The sequence below is a fragment of the Psychrosphaera sp. F3M07 genome (assembly GCF_018860345.1).
Lineage (GTDB): Bacteria > Pseudomonadota > Gammaproteobacteria > Enterobacterales > Alteromonadaceae > Psychrosphaera > Psychrosphaera aquimarina.
The window spans coordinates 23,934-40,078 of sequence record NZ_JAHKPJ010000015.1 but is presented as its reverse complement, the minus strand read 5'-3'; the positions used below and the strand labels follow the sequence as shown (position 1 = coordinate 40,078).

At 37.4% G+C, this 16,145-nt stretch carries 17 protein-coding genes and 1 pseudogene; 5 read left to right on the top strand and 13 right to left on the bottom strand.

Features of this window, described 5'->3' with window-relative positions:
- Positions 1-4: 4 nt before the first annotated feature.
- Both rpmF and yceD read right to left on the bottom strand, forming a co-directional pair.
- A complete protein-coding gene (rpmF, locus tag KO505_RS06825) occupies positions 5-169 on the bottom strand; it encodes a 50S ribosomal protein L32 (RefSeq protein WP_216054704.1) in 165 nt (54 codons plus the stop codon).
- Positions 170-190: 21 nt separating this feature from the next.
- Positions 191-724, bottom strand: coding sequence for a 23S rRNA accumulation protein YceD (gene yceD / locus KO505_RS06820; RefSeq protein WP_216054703.1), 534 nt, complete (start codon positions 722-724; stop codon positions 191-193).
- A 125-nt stretch (positions 725-849) separates the two neighbouring features.
- Here yceD and KO505_RS06815 point away from each other — a divergent pair, with 125 nt between their 5' ends.
- Positions 850-1,464 carry a nucleoside triphosphate pyrophosphatase gene (locus KO505_RS06815; RefSeq protein WP_216054702.1) on the top strand — a complete coding sequence of 205 codons (615 nt, stop codon included), beginning with the start codon at positions 850-852 and terminating at the stop codon, positions 1,462-1,464.
- 118 nt (positions 1,465-1,582) lie between these two features.
- Here the strand turns inward: KO505_RS06815 and KO505_RS06810 are convergent, their stop codons facing one another.
- Together KO505_RS06810 and rluC are read right to left on the bottom strand one after the other, a co-directional pair.
- Positions 1,583-3,379 (bottom strand): bifunctional diguanylate cyclase/phosphodiesterase, encoded by a 1,797-nt coding sequence (locus KO505_RS06810; protein ID WP_216054701.1) that lies wholly within the window; start codon positions 3,377-3,379, stop codon positions 1,583-1,585.
- Positions 3,380-3,558: 179 nt separating this feature from the next.
- Entirely contained in the window at positions 3,559-4,530 is a 972-nt protein-coding gene (rluC, locus tag KO505_RS06805) for a 23S rRNA pseudouridine(955/2504/2580) synthase RluC (RefSeq protein WP_216054700.1), read from the bottom strand.
- A 544-nt stretch (positions 4,531-5,074) separates the two neighbouring features.
- On the opposite strand from rluC, the gene rne reads away from it, so the two are divergent.
- Positions 5,075-7,909, top strand: coding sequence for a ribonuclease E (gene rne / locus KO505_RS06800; protein WP_216054699.1), 2,835 nt, complete (start codon positions 5,075-5,077; stop codon positions 7,907-7,909).
- Positions 7,910-7,994: 85 nt separating this feature from the next.
- Here rne and KO505_RS06795 read toward each other — a convergent pair whose 3' ends face one another.
- A complete protein-coding gene (locus KO505_RS06795) occupies positions 7,995-8,360 on the bottom strand; it encodes a hypothetical protein (RefSeq protein ID WP_216054698.1) in 366 nt (121 codons plus the stop codon).
- A 355-nt stretch (positions 8,361-8,715) separates the two neighbouring features.
- Here KO505_RS06795 and KO505_RS06790 point away from each other — a divergent pair, with 355 nt between their 5' ends.
- On the top strand, positions 8,716-9,021 hold the full coding sequence (locus KO505_RS06790; protein ID WP_216054752.1) for a hypothetical protein: 306 nt from the start codon (positions 8,716-8,718) through the stop codon (positions 9,019-9,021).
- Positions 9,018-9,395, top strand: coding sequence for a hypothetical protein (locus KO505_RS06785; protein ID WP_216054697.1), 378 nt, complete (start codon positions 9,018-9,020; stop codon positions 9,393-9,395). Before KO505_RS06790 ends, KO505_RS06785 begins: the two co-directional genes overlap by 4 nt.
- A gap of 123 nt (positions 9,396-9,518) precedes the next feature.
- Here KO505_RS06785 and KO505_RS06780 read toward each other — a convergent pair whose 3' ends face one another.
- Positions 9,519-10,193, bottom strand: a complete 675-nt coding sequence (locus KO505_RS06780) for an alpha/beta hydrolase (RefSeq protein WP_216054696.1) — start codon at positions 10,191-10,193, stop codon at positions 9,519-9,521.
- 605 nt (positions 10,194-10,798) lie between these two features.
- Between KO505_RS06780 and KO505_RS06775 the strand changes: the two are divergent.
- Positions 10,799-11,008 (top strand): annotated as a pseudogene (locus KO505_RS06775) (IS110 family transposase); the annotation flags it as partial.
- 913 nt (positions 11,009-11,921) lie between these two features.
- Here KO505_RS06775 and KO505_RS06770 read toward each other — a convergent pair.
- The 7 genes from KO505_RS06770 to KO505_RS06740 all read right to left on the bottom strand — a co-directional run bounded on the left by KO505_RS06770 (position 11,922) and on the right by KO505_RS06740 (position 16,078).
- The gene (locus KO505_RS06770) at positions 11,922-12,224 is read right to left on the bottom strand and encodes a hypothetical protein (protein WP_216054695.1); all 303 of its coding nucleotides are present in this window, start codon (positions 12,222-12,224) and stop codon (positions 11,922-11,924) included.
- A 122-nt stretch (positions 12,225-12,346) separates the two neighbouring features.
- On the bottom strand, positions 12,347-12,676 hold the full coding sequence (locus tag KO505_RS06765) for a hypothetical protein (protein WP_216054694.1): 330 nt from the start codon (positions 12,674-12,676) through the stop codon (positions 12,347-12,349).
- Positions 12,677-12,799: 123 nt separating this feature from the next.
- The gene (locus KO505_RS06760) at positions 12,800-13,081 is read right to left on the bottom strand and encodes a hypothetical protein (RefSeq protein ID WP_216054693.1); all 282 of its coding nucleotides are present in this window, start codon (positions 13,079-13,081) and stop codon (positions 12,800-12,802) included.
- Between the two features lie 137 nt (positions 13,082-13,218).
- Entirely contained in the window at positions 13,219-13,620 is a 402-nt protein-coding gene (locus tag KO505_RS06755) for a hypothetical protein (RefSeq protein WP_216054692.1), read from the bottom strand.
- Between the two features lie 99 nt (positions 13,621-13,719).
- On the bottom strand, positions 13,720-14,115 hold the full coding sequence (locus KO505_RS06750; protein WP_216054691.1) for a hypothetical protein: 396 nt from the start codon (positions 14,113-14,115) through the stop codon (positions 13,720-13,722).
- Between the two features lie 125 nt (positions 14,116-14,240).
- Positions 14,241-15,350 carry a RelA/SpoT domain-containing protein gene (locus tag KO505_RS06745; RefSeq protein ID WP_216054690.1) on the bottom strand — a complete coding sequence of 370 codons (1,110 nt, stop codon included), beginning with the start codon at positions 15,348-15,350 and terminating at the stop codon, positions 14,241-14,243.
- Positions 15,351-15,859: 509 nt separating this feature from the next.
- The gene (locus KO505_RS06740) at positions 15,860-16,078 is read right to left on the bottom strand and encodes a hypothetical protein (RefSeq protein ID WP_216054689.1); all 219 of its coding nucleotides are present in this window, start codon (positions 16,076-16,078) and stop codon (positions 15,860-15,862) included.
- Positions 16,079-16,145: the final 67 nt, after the last annotated feature.

Sequence of the window (16,145 nt, the reverse complement as noted above, 5' to 3'; positions counted from 1 at the left end):
TACTTTATATTATTTTACGACCTTTGTAGTAGCCGTCTGCTGTCATATGATGACGACGGTGAGTTTCACCAGTCGTTTGATCTACAGATAAATGCTCTGTAGTTAATGCATCATGTGAGCGACGCATGCCACGTCTAGCACGGGATTTCTTACTTTTTTGAACTGCCATTGCCGTCTCCTAGTTCTTTAATTATTTCTTTAATTTTTTCAATATATCAAATGGATTAGATTTTTCTTCATCCATTGCTTCTGGCGCTAACTCCCCAAAAGTCATGTCCTCTTCAGTAATAGAACAGTCTTCTGGTTCATGCATTGCTACAATTGGCAACGCCAGCATTAATTCGTCTTCGACTAATTGAATCAGGTTAATTTCACCCTCTTCATTTAATTCGATTTCTTCATATGCATCCGGTATCGGCTCTTCGCTCTCTTTCGCAGCTCGACGTACAGGAGTATATAAAAATTCTGCCGAAACATTTGTTTTTATACCACCACCGCAACGCTGACAGCTCAATTCAAGATTGACTGACGTAGAGCCTTGAACAAATACTAAATTCTGTGGATCAATACCACATTCAAAAGTAACGTCCAGATATTCATCTAACACATCAGCCACTTCAGCTAAACGCGACAGATCACCTTTAACGATAATACCGTCAATGGTCATTCGTTTTAACGCAGCATTCGCTGGGTTGATCGAGATTGGAATTTTCAACTTTTGCATAGGGCGCGCATATTATAGTTACTGAGCAACATAGTCAAAAGAAAATAGTATGAATATGTAAAAAAAGCTAAACTTAGTCGACTTTATTTATTTATTAACCATTTTGCTATTTTTTTGAGCGACTCATGACTAAAAACCCTACTATCATTCTCGGTTCCACCTCTCCATTTAGAAAACAAATCTTAGAAAAACTAAATTTAGATTTCCAAACAGCCAAACCTGAAGTTGACGAAACGCCCTTGCCTAATGAAACTGCACATCAGTTAGTTGAACGTTTGGCAGTAGCAAAAGCACAAGCGGTTGCAAACAAACACAATAATGCGTTAGTTATAGGCTCAGATCAAGTTGCTTTATTTAACGACACTATACTAGGCAAACCACATACGCATGAGAATGCAATTAAGCAACTTTCGTCTTTTTCTGGTAATAAAGTCACCTTTTTAACCGGTTTAGCGGTTATTAATAGTGAAACCGGTGAAACACACGCTTTAGTCGAGCCATTTGAGGTTTACTTTAAACAACTAACCTTGGACAGCATCGAAGCTTACTTATTAGCTGAAAAGCCGTACAAGTGCGCTGGTAGCTTTAAAAGCGAAGCGTTAGGTATCTGTTTATTTGAAAAGTTGGTTGGAGATGATCCAAACACTTTAGTTGGATTGCCATTGATAAAACTGGTTGGACTGTTTGAAAAGTTTGGCTTTTCTGTTTTACAACAGCAAGTGACAAAAGCACAAAGCTAATTCACAAAGCTAAATAAATAAGTGGCCTCAGTATACTTTATATAACTAATAACAAATGCTGCTGATATTGACACATTAACCTGTTTCCAATATCAGCTACATTATATAGGTAAATACATTAGGATTCGGTCACCAATGACCTTTCAACAAACTCGTTGGTAAAATCCATATTAAATTTAGGTTGAATGTATATTTCGCCATCCACCATTTTCTTTGCCATTTTTTTCGCTTCAGAAGCTAAATTAGCCACATCTAAATGAGAGCGTACAATACTCACGTTTGGATGAATAATGCCACAAGATAAAGACATGAGTGAAAACCACTCTTTATTGCCTTTGCGGCTAACCGCGTAATAACCGCCTTGTTTTAAATGTTCCGGCTTAAAAATACTGGTAATACGTTGGCCAAATATCTCTAACACTTTAGTGCACGCAAATTCTGGTTCTGAATGCTGGAACAACACCACAAAATCATCGCCGCCCACATGGCCTACAAATGCATCACTACACACCTTGGACAATACATCTGCTACTAAACGAATGACCACATCTCCTTCGGCATAACCGTATAAGTCGTTAAAGGGTTTAAAGTGGTTGAGATCAAAATAGGCCATTGAGAAGTTTTTCTTATTGGCTAATAAATGCATTATTTTTTGCTCAATAATAATGTTGCCCGGTAACATAGTTAATGGGTTGGCATGTTGGGCATGCTGAATTTTTTGTTCTGTCATTATTTTTAACAAAGAACGAATACTAGCAACGCCAACATACTTGCCTTTATCAACAACGATAAACTCAGGCCTTAAGTCAAAATGGGTGTTGTCCGTCACCAAACTGCTAACATCATCGATAGAAGCCGATATGTCCGCAGTAAAAGGGACATTTTCCATTAAATTGGTAATTGGTTTTTTGTCGTACAGAGCGTGACCATAGTCTGATGAAAACATCTCAGCTAATGTATCTCGGTATATAACTCCTATCGGTTTTTCATCTTTATCAATCACCGCAATTGACTGCATTTTGGGTGACTTTTTAAATAGTTGATATACCTCGGAACACATCTCGTTGATTGAAACGGGTTGACTATAGGTAAGTAATTTTTCTAACTCAAACACATTATGATCATTAGACAGAGTATTTGGGCCTATCTGTCTTAAACTGAGACTGTCAGGTAATTTGGTGTCTGGGAATTCTGCCGGTCTGGAAAGTAAAAACCCTTGAGCAAACTGCATACCCATTTTTTCTAATAATAAAAACTCTTCATTATGCTCAATACCCTCAGCAATAATTGAAACGCCAGTTGCGGTTCCCAATTCAAAGATAGTTCTTAGTAGTTCACGTTTAACAATGTTTTTGTGACAACCACTAATAAAATAACGGTCGATTTTAACTATATCCGGTCTTAGTTCTGACCACTGTTTCAAACCAGAATGCCCTGTGCCTAAATCATCTATCGCAATTTTAAAACCTAGCTCTCGGTAATGTTCCAAACTTTGTTTCAGGATTTGATTATCGTTTGCTTCAAATTGTTCGGTGATCTCAATCACTACTCTATCTGGCGAAATACCCGCACATTTGAGTAAGTTTAATGTTTCGCCTTTTGGGTGATCGGCTTGCGATAAAGTGCAAGGACTCACATTTAAAAACAACAACCCCGTTAACTTAAGCTGAGCAAAACGGTTAATGGCTTGTTGACGACAATGTAACTCTAATTCAGACAACATTCCCACTTGGTTTGCTGTGCTAAAAAGGTGATCGGGGCTTTTAATACTTGAATCTGCTGGTAAGCGAGTTAATGCTTCATAACCTAATATAGCTTCTTGGCTCACATCAAATATAGGCTGAAATACGATAGTTAAACTGCGATCTAATATTAATCGAGTTATTTCTTCTAGCAAAGAGGTTGTATACGACACATTAACCTACGTTATAAAGATAAAAGGACATTTATCTGCAATGTAGCATTAGATTGTGTCAGTTTTGTTACTAATAGGTTGCAGGAATTTGACAGTGTTTTTTACAAAGTGTTGAGGTCATGTACTTTCATCAGTATGCGGCGTAACGGCTTTACAAAAGCCATTACACCTAATATTGCTTACTCTGTCGTTAATTTAGGTAGTTTTTTTAACCCTTGTTCTAACACAGGATCAAGTGGCGCTTCAAAGTGCACCGTAGTTTCCGAAACGGGATGATAAAATGAGATTTCTTTAGCGTGCAAAAATAAGCGATTAATACCTGCTTTTTTTGCTAATTTATCAAATTCTCGGTCACCGTATTTATCATCACAAGCAATAGGATGTTCTTTACACGCGGTATGCACACGTATCTGATGTGTTCGGCCAGTTTGTGGTCTTGCTTCAATTAACGTCGCGCCATCAAACTCTTCTATTACATCAAATAAAGTACAAGACTTTTTGCCCTCTTCACGATTAACCACCACCAGTCGCTCACCAGATTTAGTATTAATTTTCAGTAATGGCTCTTGCACAGAACGTTGACTTGCACTCCACTGCCCTTTTACTAATGCCCAATACACTTTGTTCATCGTTTTAATACGTAACTGCTCGTGTAATGACACTAAAACCGAACGACGTTTGGCTATTAGCAGTATGCCAGACGTATCTCTATCCAGTCGGTGAACTAACTCCAACATTTTCTCACGTGGACGCAACGCTCTTAACGCTTCAATCACACCAAACTTTAAACCACTACCACCATGCACGGCGATCCCAGATGGTTTGTTTAACACTATTAAGGTTTTGTCTTCGTAAATAATGGCTTTTTCAAGATCTTGTACCGCTTGTAACTTATCTGAAATGGCAGGTTGTGTATCCTGACTCACTCTCACAGGTGGAATTCTGACGGTGTCATTCATCTGCAATTTATAAGTTTGTTTAATTCTGCCTTTATTAACACGAACTTCACCTTTGCGCAGAATTCGATAGATTACACTTTTAGGCACACCTTTTAATTTGGTGATTAAAAAATTATCAATTCGCTGACCAACATATGTTTCATCTATTTCGACTTGTTGCACTTTTGGATAATTTATTTCATTTTCAGGCATTTTTTGGCTTTCACTAGTGTTTAATTGAACATTTATTTAAATAAACTATTAATTCAGTTGCTATATCTGCGTTTGCGACTGATAATAACGGCGCTTTAAAATATAAAGCAACTGATTGAACTGCCTCAGGTAATGAACATAAGAGTCATGTAACGGAGCAGGGTTTGAAGACACGATCATATCAGAGTTAATAGATAAAGCTATGTACATATATAAGAATAGTACTAGCTAGACAAAAAGACTTCAGACCTCCACGCCATCTAAGTAAGGTAATGCGAGTATCATATTACCCTCTATTTTAACCGTTCAGACCAGTCGAAATATAAGAGGCGTTAACTTAACCAGTGCCACGAATTCCAATAGCGTTTATATGCTAAAGGCACCGAAGAATTCTGAAAATTAGAATCCAGTATCCTTGATTACAGTCGAGATGATTGAAATACAGCAAGCAACTAGTTGGGAAACTATACCGCGCCGAGGTGTTTAGAAAGTGCAGCTATAAACGTGCGAATTGTGGCCTTTGATAAAAGAAGAGTTACATATAATGAAACGCATGTTAATTAATGCCACGCAACAAGAAGAGATGCGTGTTGCATTGGTTGATGGTCAAAAGTTATATGATTTGGACATAGAAAGTCCTGGTCATGAACAAAAAAAGGCCAACATCTACAAAGGAATAATTACAAGAGTAGAGCCAAGTTTAGAAGCGGCTTTCGTCAATTACGGTGCAGACCGTCATGGATTCCTACCTCTCAAAGAAATAGCGCGTAACTATTTCCCATCAGATTACAAATTTTCTGGCCGTCCAAATATCAAAGAAGTGATAAAGGAAGGACAAGAAGTAATCGTTCAAATTGACAAAGAAGAACGTGGTCAAAAAGGCGCAGCCTTAACCACATTTATCAGCGTTGCAGGTAGTTACTTGGTATTAATGCCAAATAATCCTCGTGCCGGTGGTATTTCTCGTCGTATTGAAGGTGATGAAAGAACGCAGCTAAAATCGGCTTTAAATAAATTAGAATTACCAAAAGGCATGGGCTTAATTGTTCGTACCGCTGGTGTTGGTAAATCTTATGAAGAATTAGAGTATGACTTAGGCGCCCTACTGTTACATTGGGAAGCTATTCAGCAAGCATCAGAAACTATGCCTGCACCTTTCTTAATTCACCAAGAAAGTAACGTTGTTTTCCGAGCTATCCGCGACTACTTAAAACGTGATGTTGGTGAAATCTTAATTGATAACCAAAACGTTTATAACGAAGCTCGTGGTCACATTGAATTATTCAGACCGGATTTCATTGAACGTGTAAAAATGTATCAAGGTGAAGTACCACTATTCACTCATTACCAAATTGAAAGCCAAATTGAATCTGCTTTCCAACGTGAAGTGAGATTGCCATCTGGTGGTTCAATTGTAATTGACCCAACAGAAGCATTGGTATCAATTGACATTAACTCTTCAAAAGCAACCAAAGGTGGCGACATTGAAGAGACAGCTTTAAATACAAACCTAGAAGCTGCTGAAGAAATTGCACGTCAATTACGTTTACGTGATTTAGGTGGTTTATTAGTTATCGACTTTATCGATATGACACCGCCAAAACACCAACGTGATGTTGAGAACCGTTTAAAAGACAGTATCAAACAAGACAGAGCTCGAGTACAAATTGGCAAAATCAGCCGTTTTGGTCTGCTTGAAATGTCTCGTCAACGTCTACGTCCTTCACTAGGTGATGCAAGTCAACATACTTGTCCTCGTTGTGACGGACAAGGTACAGTAAGAAGTAATGAGTCGTTAGCGTTATCTATCCTTCGTCTAATTGAAGAAGAAGCGATTAAAGACAATACAGCTCAAATTCAAGCACAAGTACCAGTGCCAGTGTCTTCGTACTTGTTGAATGAAAAACGTGATTCTATTCGTCACATTGAAAACAACAATAAAGTTAACATCATGGTTATTCCAAATATTCATTTGGATACACCTCATTATGATGTTGTACGTGTACGTATCGATGAAGATATTGCCGACTCTAGCTTTAAACTAGTTACACGCCCTGAAGAAAAAGAAGTAACATCAAATGTTGTTTCAACGGTCAAAAAAGATATTGAAGAGCCTGTACTAAAAGGTTTTGCATCTCCTAAAGCGCCTGCACCAAAAGCCGTAGTTGCTGATGAACCTAAACAACCAACGTTGCTTGAGAAAGCCGTTAAATGGATTAGTTCATTATTTGCGAAAGAAGAAAAACCGAAAAAAGTTGAACCTGCTCGTAATAAAAATTACAAAGGTAAAAACGAAAACCGTCGTGGCCCGCAAAAAGGTCGTGCTCGTAATGCTCGTACTGGTGATAAAAAGCCAAATGAACGTAACGAAAAACGTGATAACACACGTACGGATCAAAAAGATACTAAACGTGGTAATCAAAAAGACACACGTCGTAATAACGATAACCGCGATGAAAATCGTAATGACAACCGTAAAAAGACAGCCCATGCAAATGCTGACAATGCCTCTCCGGCAAAAAAAGAAGAGCATGTAGCTGAACGTAGACAACGTCGTAGTAATCGTAAACGTGTACGAGTTCAAAAATCAGAAAATGCCTCACAAAAGGTAGAAGCGGTTAATGAACAAGTTGTTGCTAAAAAATCGGAAAGTCCAGTTGTTGACGTAAACATAGACGTTAATAAACCAGTTGCTGAAACAAAAGCTGAAGTTACCCAGCCTGTTGCAGAAGTTAAAGCCGAGGTTACTGAGAAAAAAGTAATCAAGTCTAAACGTACTATTCGTAATAAGTCAGGTGAATCTGTGCAACAAAAGCGTAAAGCGATTGTAAACACAGCTAGCGGTGTTAAGTCAGCGGCTAAAGTTGAAGTTGAAATTGAAGCTAAACCTCAAGACAATAATGACCAGCTAGAAAAAGAAACAACTACCGCTCCGGTTGAAGTTGTTGAAACTAAGGCCGAGAACAATACCGTAGAACAAAAAGTTGAAACTGAAGCAGTTGTAGAAAAAGTAGCAACAGAAACGCCAGTAGAAACAGTTAAAGATGACGTCGTAGCTGAAACGGCAGACGTTGAAGAAGCTAAACCTGCTAAGGCCACTCCTGCTAAAGAGAAGAAGCCTGCTGCAAAAGCCAAAGCTAAAGTTGCAAAAGAAACACCAGTGAAAAAAGAAATCGTTAAAGAAAAAACGAGTTCTGCTAAACATGTTGGCTTTTCAAGTGCTCCTATGACTAAACCGGCTCCTGTTGAAATGGTATCTGTAGGGGTTCCTACAGCGATGGCTGACGCTGATAGAACAGCTGTTGTTATATCGGCTAGAACAGGTGGTTCTGCATCTGCTACAAGCAGTGCAACCTCTGGTACAACTAAAACACTATAAGTGTTTTGTTATGTAGGCTATGTTCATTCATAGTCTACAAACAAAAAAACCGCTCAATGAGCGGTTTTTTTATATTTAATTTTTATCAAGATTTAATGATAAACCCTTTGTTCTCAACACATTTATACGCGTCTTTCGCCAAGTTCATATTTTTATGCATCACATCACTGTTGGCTTTTTGCATAGCATCATCTTTCGCTTTGTTAACTTCCTGCTCAGTGATTTGATCAAGCTCATGGTGGCTAACATTACTACTCGATCTCACTTGTTGGCTAGTGCCTAACATTGCCTTATTGCTTTTTTTCATTGCTTCACGATAGTTACACGCTTTTAATGCGCTTTCCAACTCCGCTGAGCTAAAGTCAGAGTTATCTACTTTTACCCAATTAGTTGAGCTGCACCCAGCGATATATAAACTTGATAATAAAACTAACATGGTTGATTTAACCATAAAAACCTTCTCCTTGTTGGTAACACTGATTAACTGTTTGACTATAACTGATAGTAAACAGGATCATAAAACTATTTATATAATTTTCTACCAAGCCAAATAAACACTGGAAATAATCATCACATTAAAATAGTTTGTGACTTTGGTTGGCATATAAAAAAATGTGTATCACATTAATTGAAATATCGACATGTTGAACAACATACCAAATTACAGAGTAACCTACTTTAAATAACAACCTACGCATTGACTATTAGAAAGCAAAAAAAGAATAGTTTAGAATAGATACTCTATGATTAAATTTTTACTTTTAAAATTCATTACTTTCTTTTTGGGATTTATCGCCTGCTTTGCAATGCACACAACCTTGGCACTGCCATTAGTCATATCTGCCGCGTTAACAGGTTTGATTGGTAAAGTTATCCCCTTCCCTCAAGAATATAACAACCATCCATACGCTGCTATTTATGCTGGGAGTTTTGCCGGGATGTGCTCCGCAAACCTTATTACCAGTTACTGGGAAATCGCTATAATTTCGTGTATTGGTGCCAGTTTATATGTACTGACCATGGATATGTTTGATGGCTTTGGTGGTAAGTTGGGTGGTGTCGCTTTTGCCAGCGTAACCCTTTTTGTTATTGTCAGAGGTATTATACTTTGAGTATTGAATACCCAATCCTCGCGCTACTGGGCGCGTTTTCAACATTTTATCTAGCAAGACACCATCGTTTTGACGGTATCAGTGCCTCCGCTTTGCTATCCATAGTGGCGTATTTAATATTATATGCCGTAGACATGACCCCTGACCTATACGCAATCGTGTTTTTTGGCGGAACCTTTATTGGCATGAGCGCCCCGCACCGCTTTGGTGTTTATACCATAAGCAGCGCATCCATTATTTTCTCAATCCTATTTGAATACCTTGTTCCAGTATTTGATGGTTACGGCGGCGCACTAGGTATGAGCGCATTTTTATCTGTCTGTATTTGCCACATATTTATTCTACTAGGTGCACCTAGAAGCAAAAAGGCATAGGGCTTTAGGGCTTTAGGGCTTTAGGGCTTTAGGGCTTTAGGTAATGATTGGTGCAGATAAGATTTCAGCCAAACGGTATATTCATTTTAGATAAACAAATATTGCTGTCCGTTTATACAAATCTTAAGCAAGCAACCTAGCTTGTAACCACACTGAAATATCCGCGAGTTGCTCTGGTAATACAGAATGTTCCATTGGGTAGCTTTTCCAAGTCACATTATATTTAGCAGCATTAAGTAAATCGTTTGCAATTTTACCTGCACTTATAGGAACAACACCGTCACGCTCCCCATGATTTTGTAAAATAGGAGTATCAGCGTTAGCACTATGACATTGCTCTGGTAGTTTATCCGCAGTCGGTAAATAACACGACAATGCTAAAATACCTGCCAAGCTATGCTCAAAACGTAAAGCAGTAAATAAACTCAAAACCCCACCTTGACTAAAACCAGCTAAAATAATCTTTTCTGCAGGTATACCTGAGTCAATTTGCTCTTGAATTAAGCCTTTGACCAGTTTCTCAGACGCTAACACACCTTCTAGATCAGCACGATTATGTAAATCCATACTTTTAATGTCATACCAAGAACGCATTACATAACCTTGATTAATCGTAACCGCTTGCTCTGGGGCGTGAGGGAAAACAAAACGAATCCCATGATTTTCCGGTAAAGCTAATACTGGCACAATAGGAGCAAAGCCAGCGCCTGAATCTCCTAGTCCATGTAACCATATTACACAGGAAGTAGCTGGAGATTTTGGTTCAATAGTAATTCGTTCAAGTAACGTTGTTGGCATAAAATTCAATACTTAATTTTTAATGAAGTGCAACATAATAGCAATGCTTGCTGCTCGTAGCAAAACGAGTGACATTTAATTATTACTAAAGAAAGGCTAAATATAAGTTTAAACCCATTACAAGTTTAATAAGAATGAAAAAGCCAATTAACTTACGCTAACTGGCTTTGTTGTTTGAATACATCTAAAAAATAAAAGTGATGTTTATGTTTACGACTTTTTAGAAAGTTTTTTCTTTAAAAATTCATCAACCGTTTTTTGGGAATAGCAGTGCTACGAATAACCTCGCGTTCTTCTTCATATTCCCCAAACTTCACACTCTTACGGTTATTGACACGCCTTCACAATCACTTTTATCTGCAGGAGTAGCATAAATACAATTTTTCAGTTTTGGCTCATGCAAAAGCTCATACAAAAGCTCATACAAAAGACTGTCACGCGGATTAGCCATACATCCACTTAAAAGAAGAATAGTAAAAAATCCAAAACCATTACCTTCACACCAACCTCCTTGTTTATTGTGTATAACTCGCGTTTATATAAGCTGCAACTTTAAATCAAATATTGAAACCACCAAGCTTTAGTGGATGGCCTTGTTATTTTCAGGGAACGGTCATTTAAAGTGGGCATTCAGTGAAGCGGCGGTGTTGTATTTACGAGGGAATGACAAAGCTCGACGTTATCTCAACAAACTACAAAAACGAATGAGTAAAGCCAAAGCCTTATCTGCGTTGGCGCATAAACTCGGCCGCAGTGTTTACTTCATGTTAAAGAATAAAACGGTGTTTGATGATGAACGATTTTTAAAACCTTAAGTCGCACAGTGGGATGAGCTGAACGTCTAACTAGATAAAAAAGAACTATCGCGTGTTATTTGTGGTCTATTTTCATTAAGTAACTTATTGCAGGTAAATATAGTCGCTGTATAAGCTCGTTGGTCTTGATTAGACATCCCGCTGGTGCGCATTAACAATGAGCAAAATTGTTTACACCTTAGCTGAGCCTGAAACTAACTGAACCTAGTTATTAATTAGTAGTCATTTGCTTGAGTAGTGCCAGATTAAGGTTAACCGATAAATGTCTCGGCTTTGGCTTCCTGCGTCGCTCTACCTCCTAAATCCATTTAGTCGTAGTGCCCCTGAACAACCAATGGATTAACGAATTCAGGCAGTGATGAGATCACATTAAGAGAGCCTCAATATGTGTTTGCTGTAAACAATTTATTAACAGCGACCGTGACAGAATGAAGTAGATGTTTTTGCTGATTGACGATAAAAATTAGCTGCCTAACGGCAGCTAAAAAAGATGTTATTGCTTATTTGACGGCAGAAGGTTCATATGTGTTAGGTAACCTGTACCCATAAGCTATGTTTGTGCATGCTTTTTAAATAGTAAAAACCCAATTATTAAACAATAAACAATTGGAATAACAAAGATTAACCCAAACCAAACCATAATTCCAAGTGACCAACCATCGACGATTTTAGCGCCGATGATTAGACCATGAATGTAGTCAAAAGCTTGTATGAATAAACTAGAAGTTAAAAACGTGATCAAATAAATTACAGCAAAGTAGATACTGCATTTTTTCATATAACCATTTATTCGAGAGCTATCCATGCTTTGGGTTACCTAACGCCTTACTAATGGGCGCATAAATGCTTAGCTAAAATAAGTGAACGTAGTGAACAAAAAGCCAACTGTTTTTTGTCCTTGTTGAATTTCTTGTTATGTTGCAACTAGCTCGAAAACCCCAGCTAGCGAAATGTACAAAACGAACAATACAAATAGTAAACCAATAAATCTTACTATTTTAGGTGCATCTTTTTTTATTTCCAGCTGATTCGCAATACCAAAATCAAAATTAAAGGACCACAAGAACACTTTATCTAAGCTCCATAAAGCCATAAAAACATATACGCTTAAAAGCCCATAATATTCCACATCCCCGAGTAGTAAAATGAACATTATTGCTAATGCTACTAAAACTACTCCGAAGTTAATTTTTTTGATTTTTTCGACAATATCCATATGCAACATAACGCTTTGCTAAGGGGCAATTGGCTGTTGGCTATACTTGCGCGAAGCGCCAAACCAACTGTTAATTGTCCCAGTGAGTTTACGAACGAACTTGAGCAACTTGTTATAAACCATTAACTCAGACTCTTTAAATACGTAAGAGCAGAAATAAGCAACATAACAGTTGAAACGGTCAGGGCTATCAACGATCTGGTGTTAGCTTTTGACGAAATATCATTTGCTTCTTGTGCTAATTTACTGGTTTCTCTTAACAGTGCCAACGTTTCGTCTTTCCTTTCGATGTCTGACATTTTTTCGTGTGTGAGAACCCAGCTTTCCACAATCTCTTTTATTTCTGGCGTATCTTCGTAAGCACCTAACTTCAAAAGGTTACGCTCTTCTTCAACAGTTGAACCACTTAAATTGGCTCTTACTTCTCTTTTACGTTCTTCAGATAATTCCATTTATTTGCAGAGCCTCTATTTGGTTTATAACGCCCTGTTAAGGGGCAAATTGTAGTTGGCTAAAATGTGAATCGAAGCGGAACCAGCCAACTGTAATTTGTCCCGCTTTAACAGCTTGTATGTTTACGTTGTATAGACGATATAAATTGCACCATTCTCATCAAGTGTCTGTTGCCACTCTTTAGGCTCACCAAAAGATTTAGGTGCATCGTTTGAACCCTTTATTGTTCCATATCGCAAGAAATCAAAATCTCCCCAACCATTTTCTGACATTAAATCACTAGCACATTCAGTGGCAACATCAATATCGTCACTTTTTGTAATAGCGAGAACAGGATATGACTCGTCTTGTTTATATGCGCCATCATTTCCTTGATATTTAGCCTTGAGTTGAAGAACTAGCATTGACTTCCTTTGTAAATATAACGCCGTTGTATGGGGCATTTTTTTGTGTAGTGTAGTTTTGGGGTAAAGTGGCGAATCCCCCCCAAAACGGAGCGAAGCAAAAAATGTCTCTATGACAACCTTGTTAGGTGATTGAGTTAGTAAATTGTGCATAGACCAGTTACGACCTCGCCGAAAGCGCCCTTATAAATAAAAGGCTTTAATTTTTGCTCGACATGCTCCTGAATTTGAAGGAGGTCGATTGTATAATTAGGTTTATAAATCGTTAAAGCTGAATATGAATTTTCCGAAGGTTGATGACTATAGACTGTGGGCATATAGCCAGACATAGTATTTGTAATTTTTTTGCCCGTAATTTTCCCAGACTGTCGGTTTACTACAAACTTGCTTCCTACTTCAGGTGTAACAAACCCCTTACCTGGAGTAAGTAAGCCTGCATCGTTCAGTTTATACACCTCTTTCACAGTGCATTCAAAATCATTTACCGCGTAGGACTTGAGCGGCAATAAAAAAAGAACAATAAATAGTACACGTTTCATTCGGAGTCTCTTTCCACCTAACGCTTCGTTAAGAGGCAAATAATATGTTGGCTAAAATAAGCGACGCAGGAGCAAAAGCCAACTGTTATTTGTCCTGCTTTAACGACTTGTTATGCGTAATTTATAATACGATAGCCAAAACACAACAGCTATAAAACTACCAATTGCACCACATTGCATTGCTTGTAAAAATAAATCATATGGCGCTTCATGGCCAAACGGCTTAAAAACATAAACAAAAACAATACCAGGGACAAATCCTGATAGTAAGTAATATGTCCATGATTTTAGATTTTTACAGCGCATATAAATATGTGTTGGAATCCCCCACACAAGCATAGTTATACCTACAACAAAGGTTGTAACCACGGAAATGGATAAGGTTATTAGCCAGTGATCAAAGTCACCGCCATAAGAATCAACAAAGGTTAATACAAAGCAGACAACAAAAACGACTAAAAGTGTTTTGGCTGTAGCGATAACTAAATGCTTCAACGATCGTCCTTTACGCATAACGCCCTAATAATGGGCAAAAAATTGTTGGCTAAAATGTTGAGGAACGAAAACAGCCAACTGTTTTTTGTCCTTATTAATTAGCTTGTTATGTTTTAAGCAACTCTTTACTCAATGTGCTTTCTTATGAAGCTTCGGAAGTCGAATGTGTCACCAAAGTAGTTTGGATAAGCTTTCTTCAATGTTCTAGCATCTGTTGTTGCTAACAGAACTGATAGTGAAATATCTTCATCTTTTTCACTTTCATTTAACTCACTCAAGGCAATTTTAGTGTCACTATTTTTAAACTGTTTAGTCTCAAACTTTAGATCGTTAATACTTGTATGCTTTGGGTCAAACAATTCGTCTTTTCTCAGTATTACTAAACACATACCTATATTTTTACTGTAAGATAATTTTTTTGAAGAGTTTGTTGCTGCTTTTATAGCAAAAGAAAAATGAGCAAGCTTACCTGTGACTTCTAATTCAGCCTCTAGAGTTTTCAGCTCCTTTTTAGCTTCAACTAGTTCTTGATCATTTAAGATACAAGCTGATTCATCATGAGCGACAAGCCTTCCTGAAACCTTAAAAAAATGCCTCCACTTTTCATGCCCAGTTATACTTGTTTTTAATTCGATTTTTTCTAAAGTATCAATTATCTCAAGACTAGTAGCCCAAGCATGCTGCAACTTAGTCCTAAGTTGAACTTCTATCTTAGTTTTTTTCCAATTATTCCCAGTATCATCTTCATCAAAACAACTATAAACTAAATGAACTCCACCATAACCACTTTCTTTTGGAGTGAGATAATTAGATTTATGAATAACTTTATGGACTGATTTACTTTTCTCAAGTCTAAGTTGAAGAGCAGTAAGTTCACTTAAATTTTTTACAATCGCTCTGCATCCTCCAATATCCTGCATCCTAGTGAGTTTAATAGCATTACCTTGAGTCCCATCAAGTGTTGGCCTCTCAAGTTTATTAATTATTGTAGGTAGACGCTTTAATCGTCTTGCGATAACAATATCCTTATTTATTTTTTTTGCAGTTCTCGCTAGATGGTTTTTGATTAACATTAGCGGATACATGTGTAATTCACGAAAGTTTTGAATTTTATTTATAGCATCATCTCGAACTTCACCTTCGCAACCATGACGAATACTTCTAGCTGCCTTATCGATAGATTTTTTTGAATAAATAAGTGTAACTTTTTGGTTTTCGTATGCTTGATTTGCCAATGGATAATCCTTTAAAACATAACGCCTCAATAAGAGGCCGAATTATGCTTGGCTATACTTTGTGAGGAACGAACACCAGCCAAGCGTAAGGCGTCCGACTTAATTGACTTGTTATTTACCCGATGCGTATTTCGACTTTATTCTTTCTCTTCTTAGCGAATATGAAAGTATATTACGGTTATAATCAGCAACTGACATTATTCCAACTAGAATTGATATTGGCCAACCAATTATAAGGCCAAATCCAAACGCACCTATTGTTGGAATAATTGTGATCGAAAATACAATGCCGAGTAGTTTACTAGAATAAAACAGACCTAATGGACCAAAAAACAAATTAAGAAAGAATTGCTTAAGGTAACTCTTATATTTTAATTCACCTTGCATTGAAACAAAACTCTGTAGTTGGTTTAGGGTATATAACGCCCTAATAATGGGCAAAAAATTGTTGGCTAAAATGTTGAGGAACGAAAACAGCCAACTGTTTTTTGTCCTTATTTATTAGCTTGTTATATTGCAACTACACCATAATAAAACATAATTCCTCCCATAGAAACGATGACCAAAGGCGAATATGAATATACCAACCATTTACCAATTATTGAGTCGTAACCATTACGGTAGATTTTATAACTTTTAATGGAGTAATTAATTACGGCTACAACACACGCTAAAAAACTGATTGCAGCTAAACCAGACCAAATATTTGGAATGGCAAATGAAAGCATAATGAACCAAAAAAAATAGGCTAGATAGATCACTTAACTCGATTCCTTTCACAAAACTGCTTTGCAA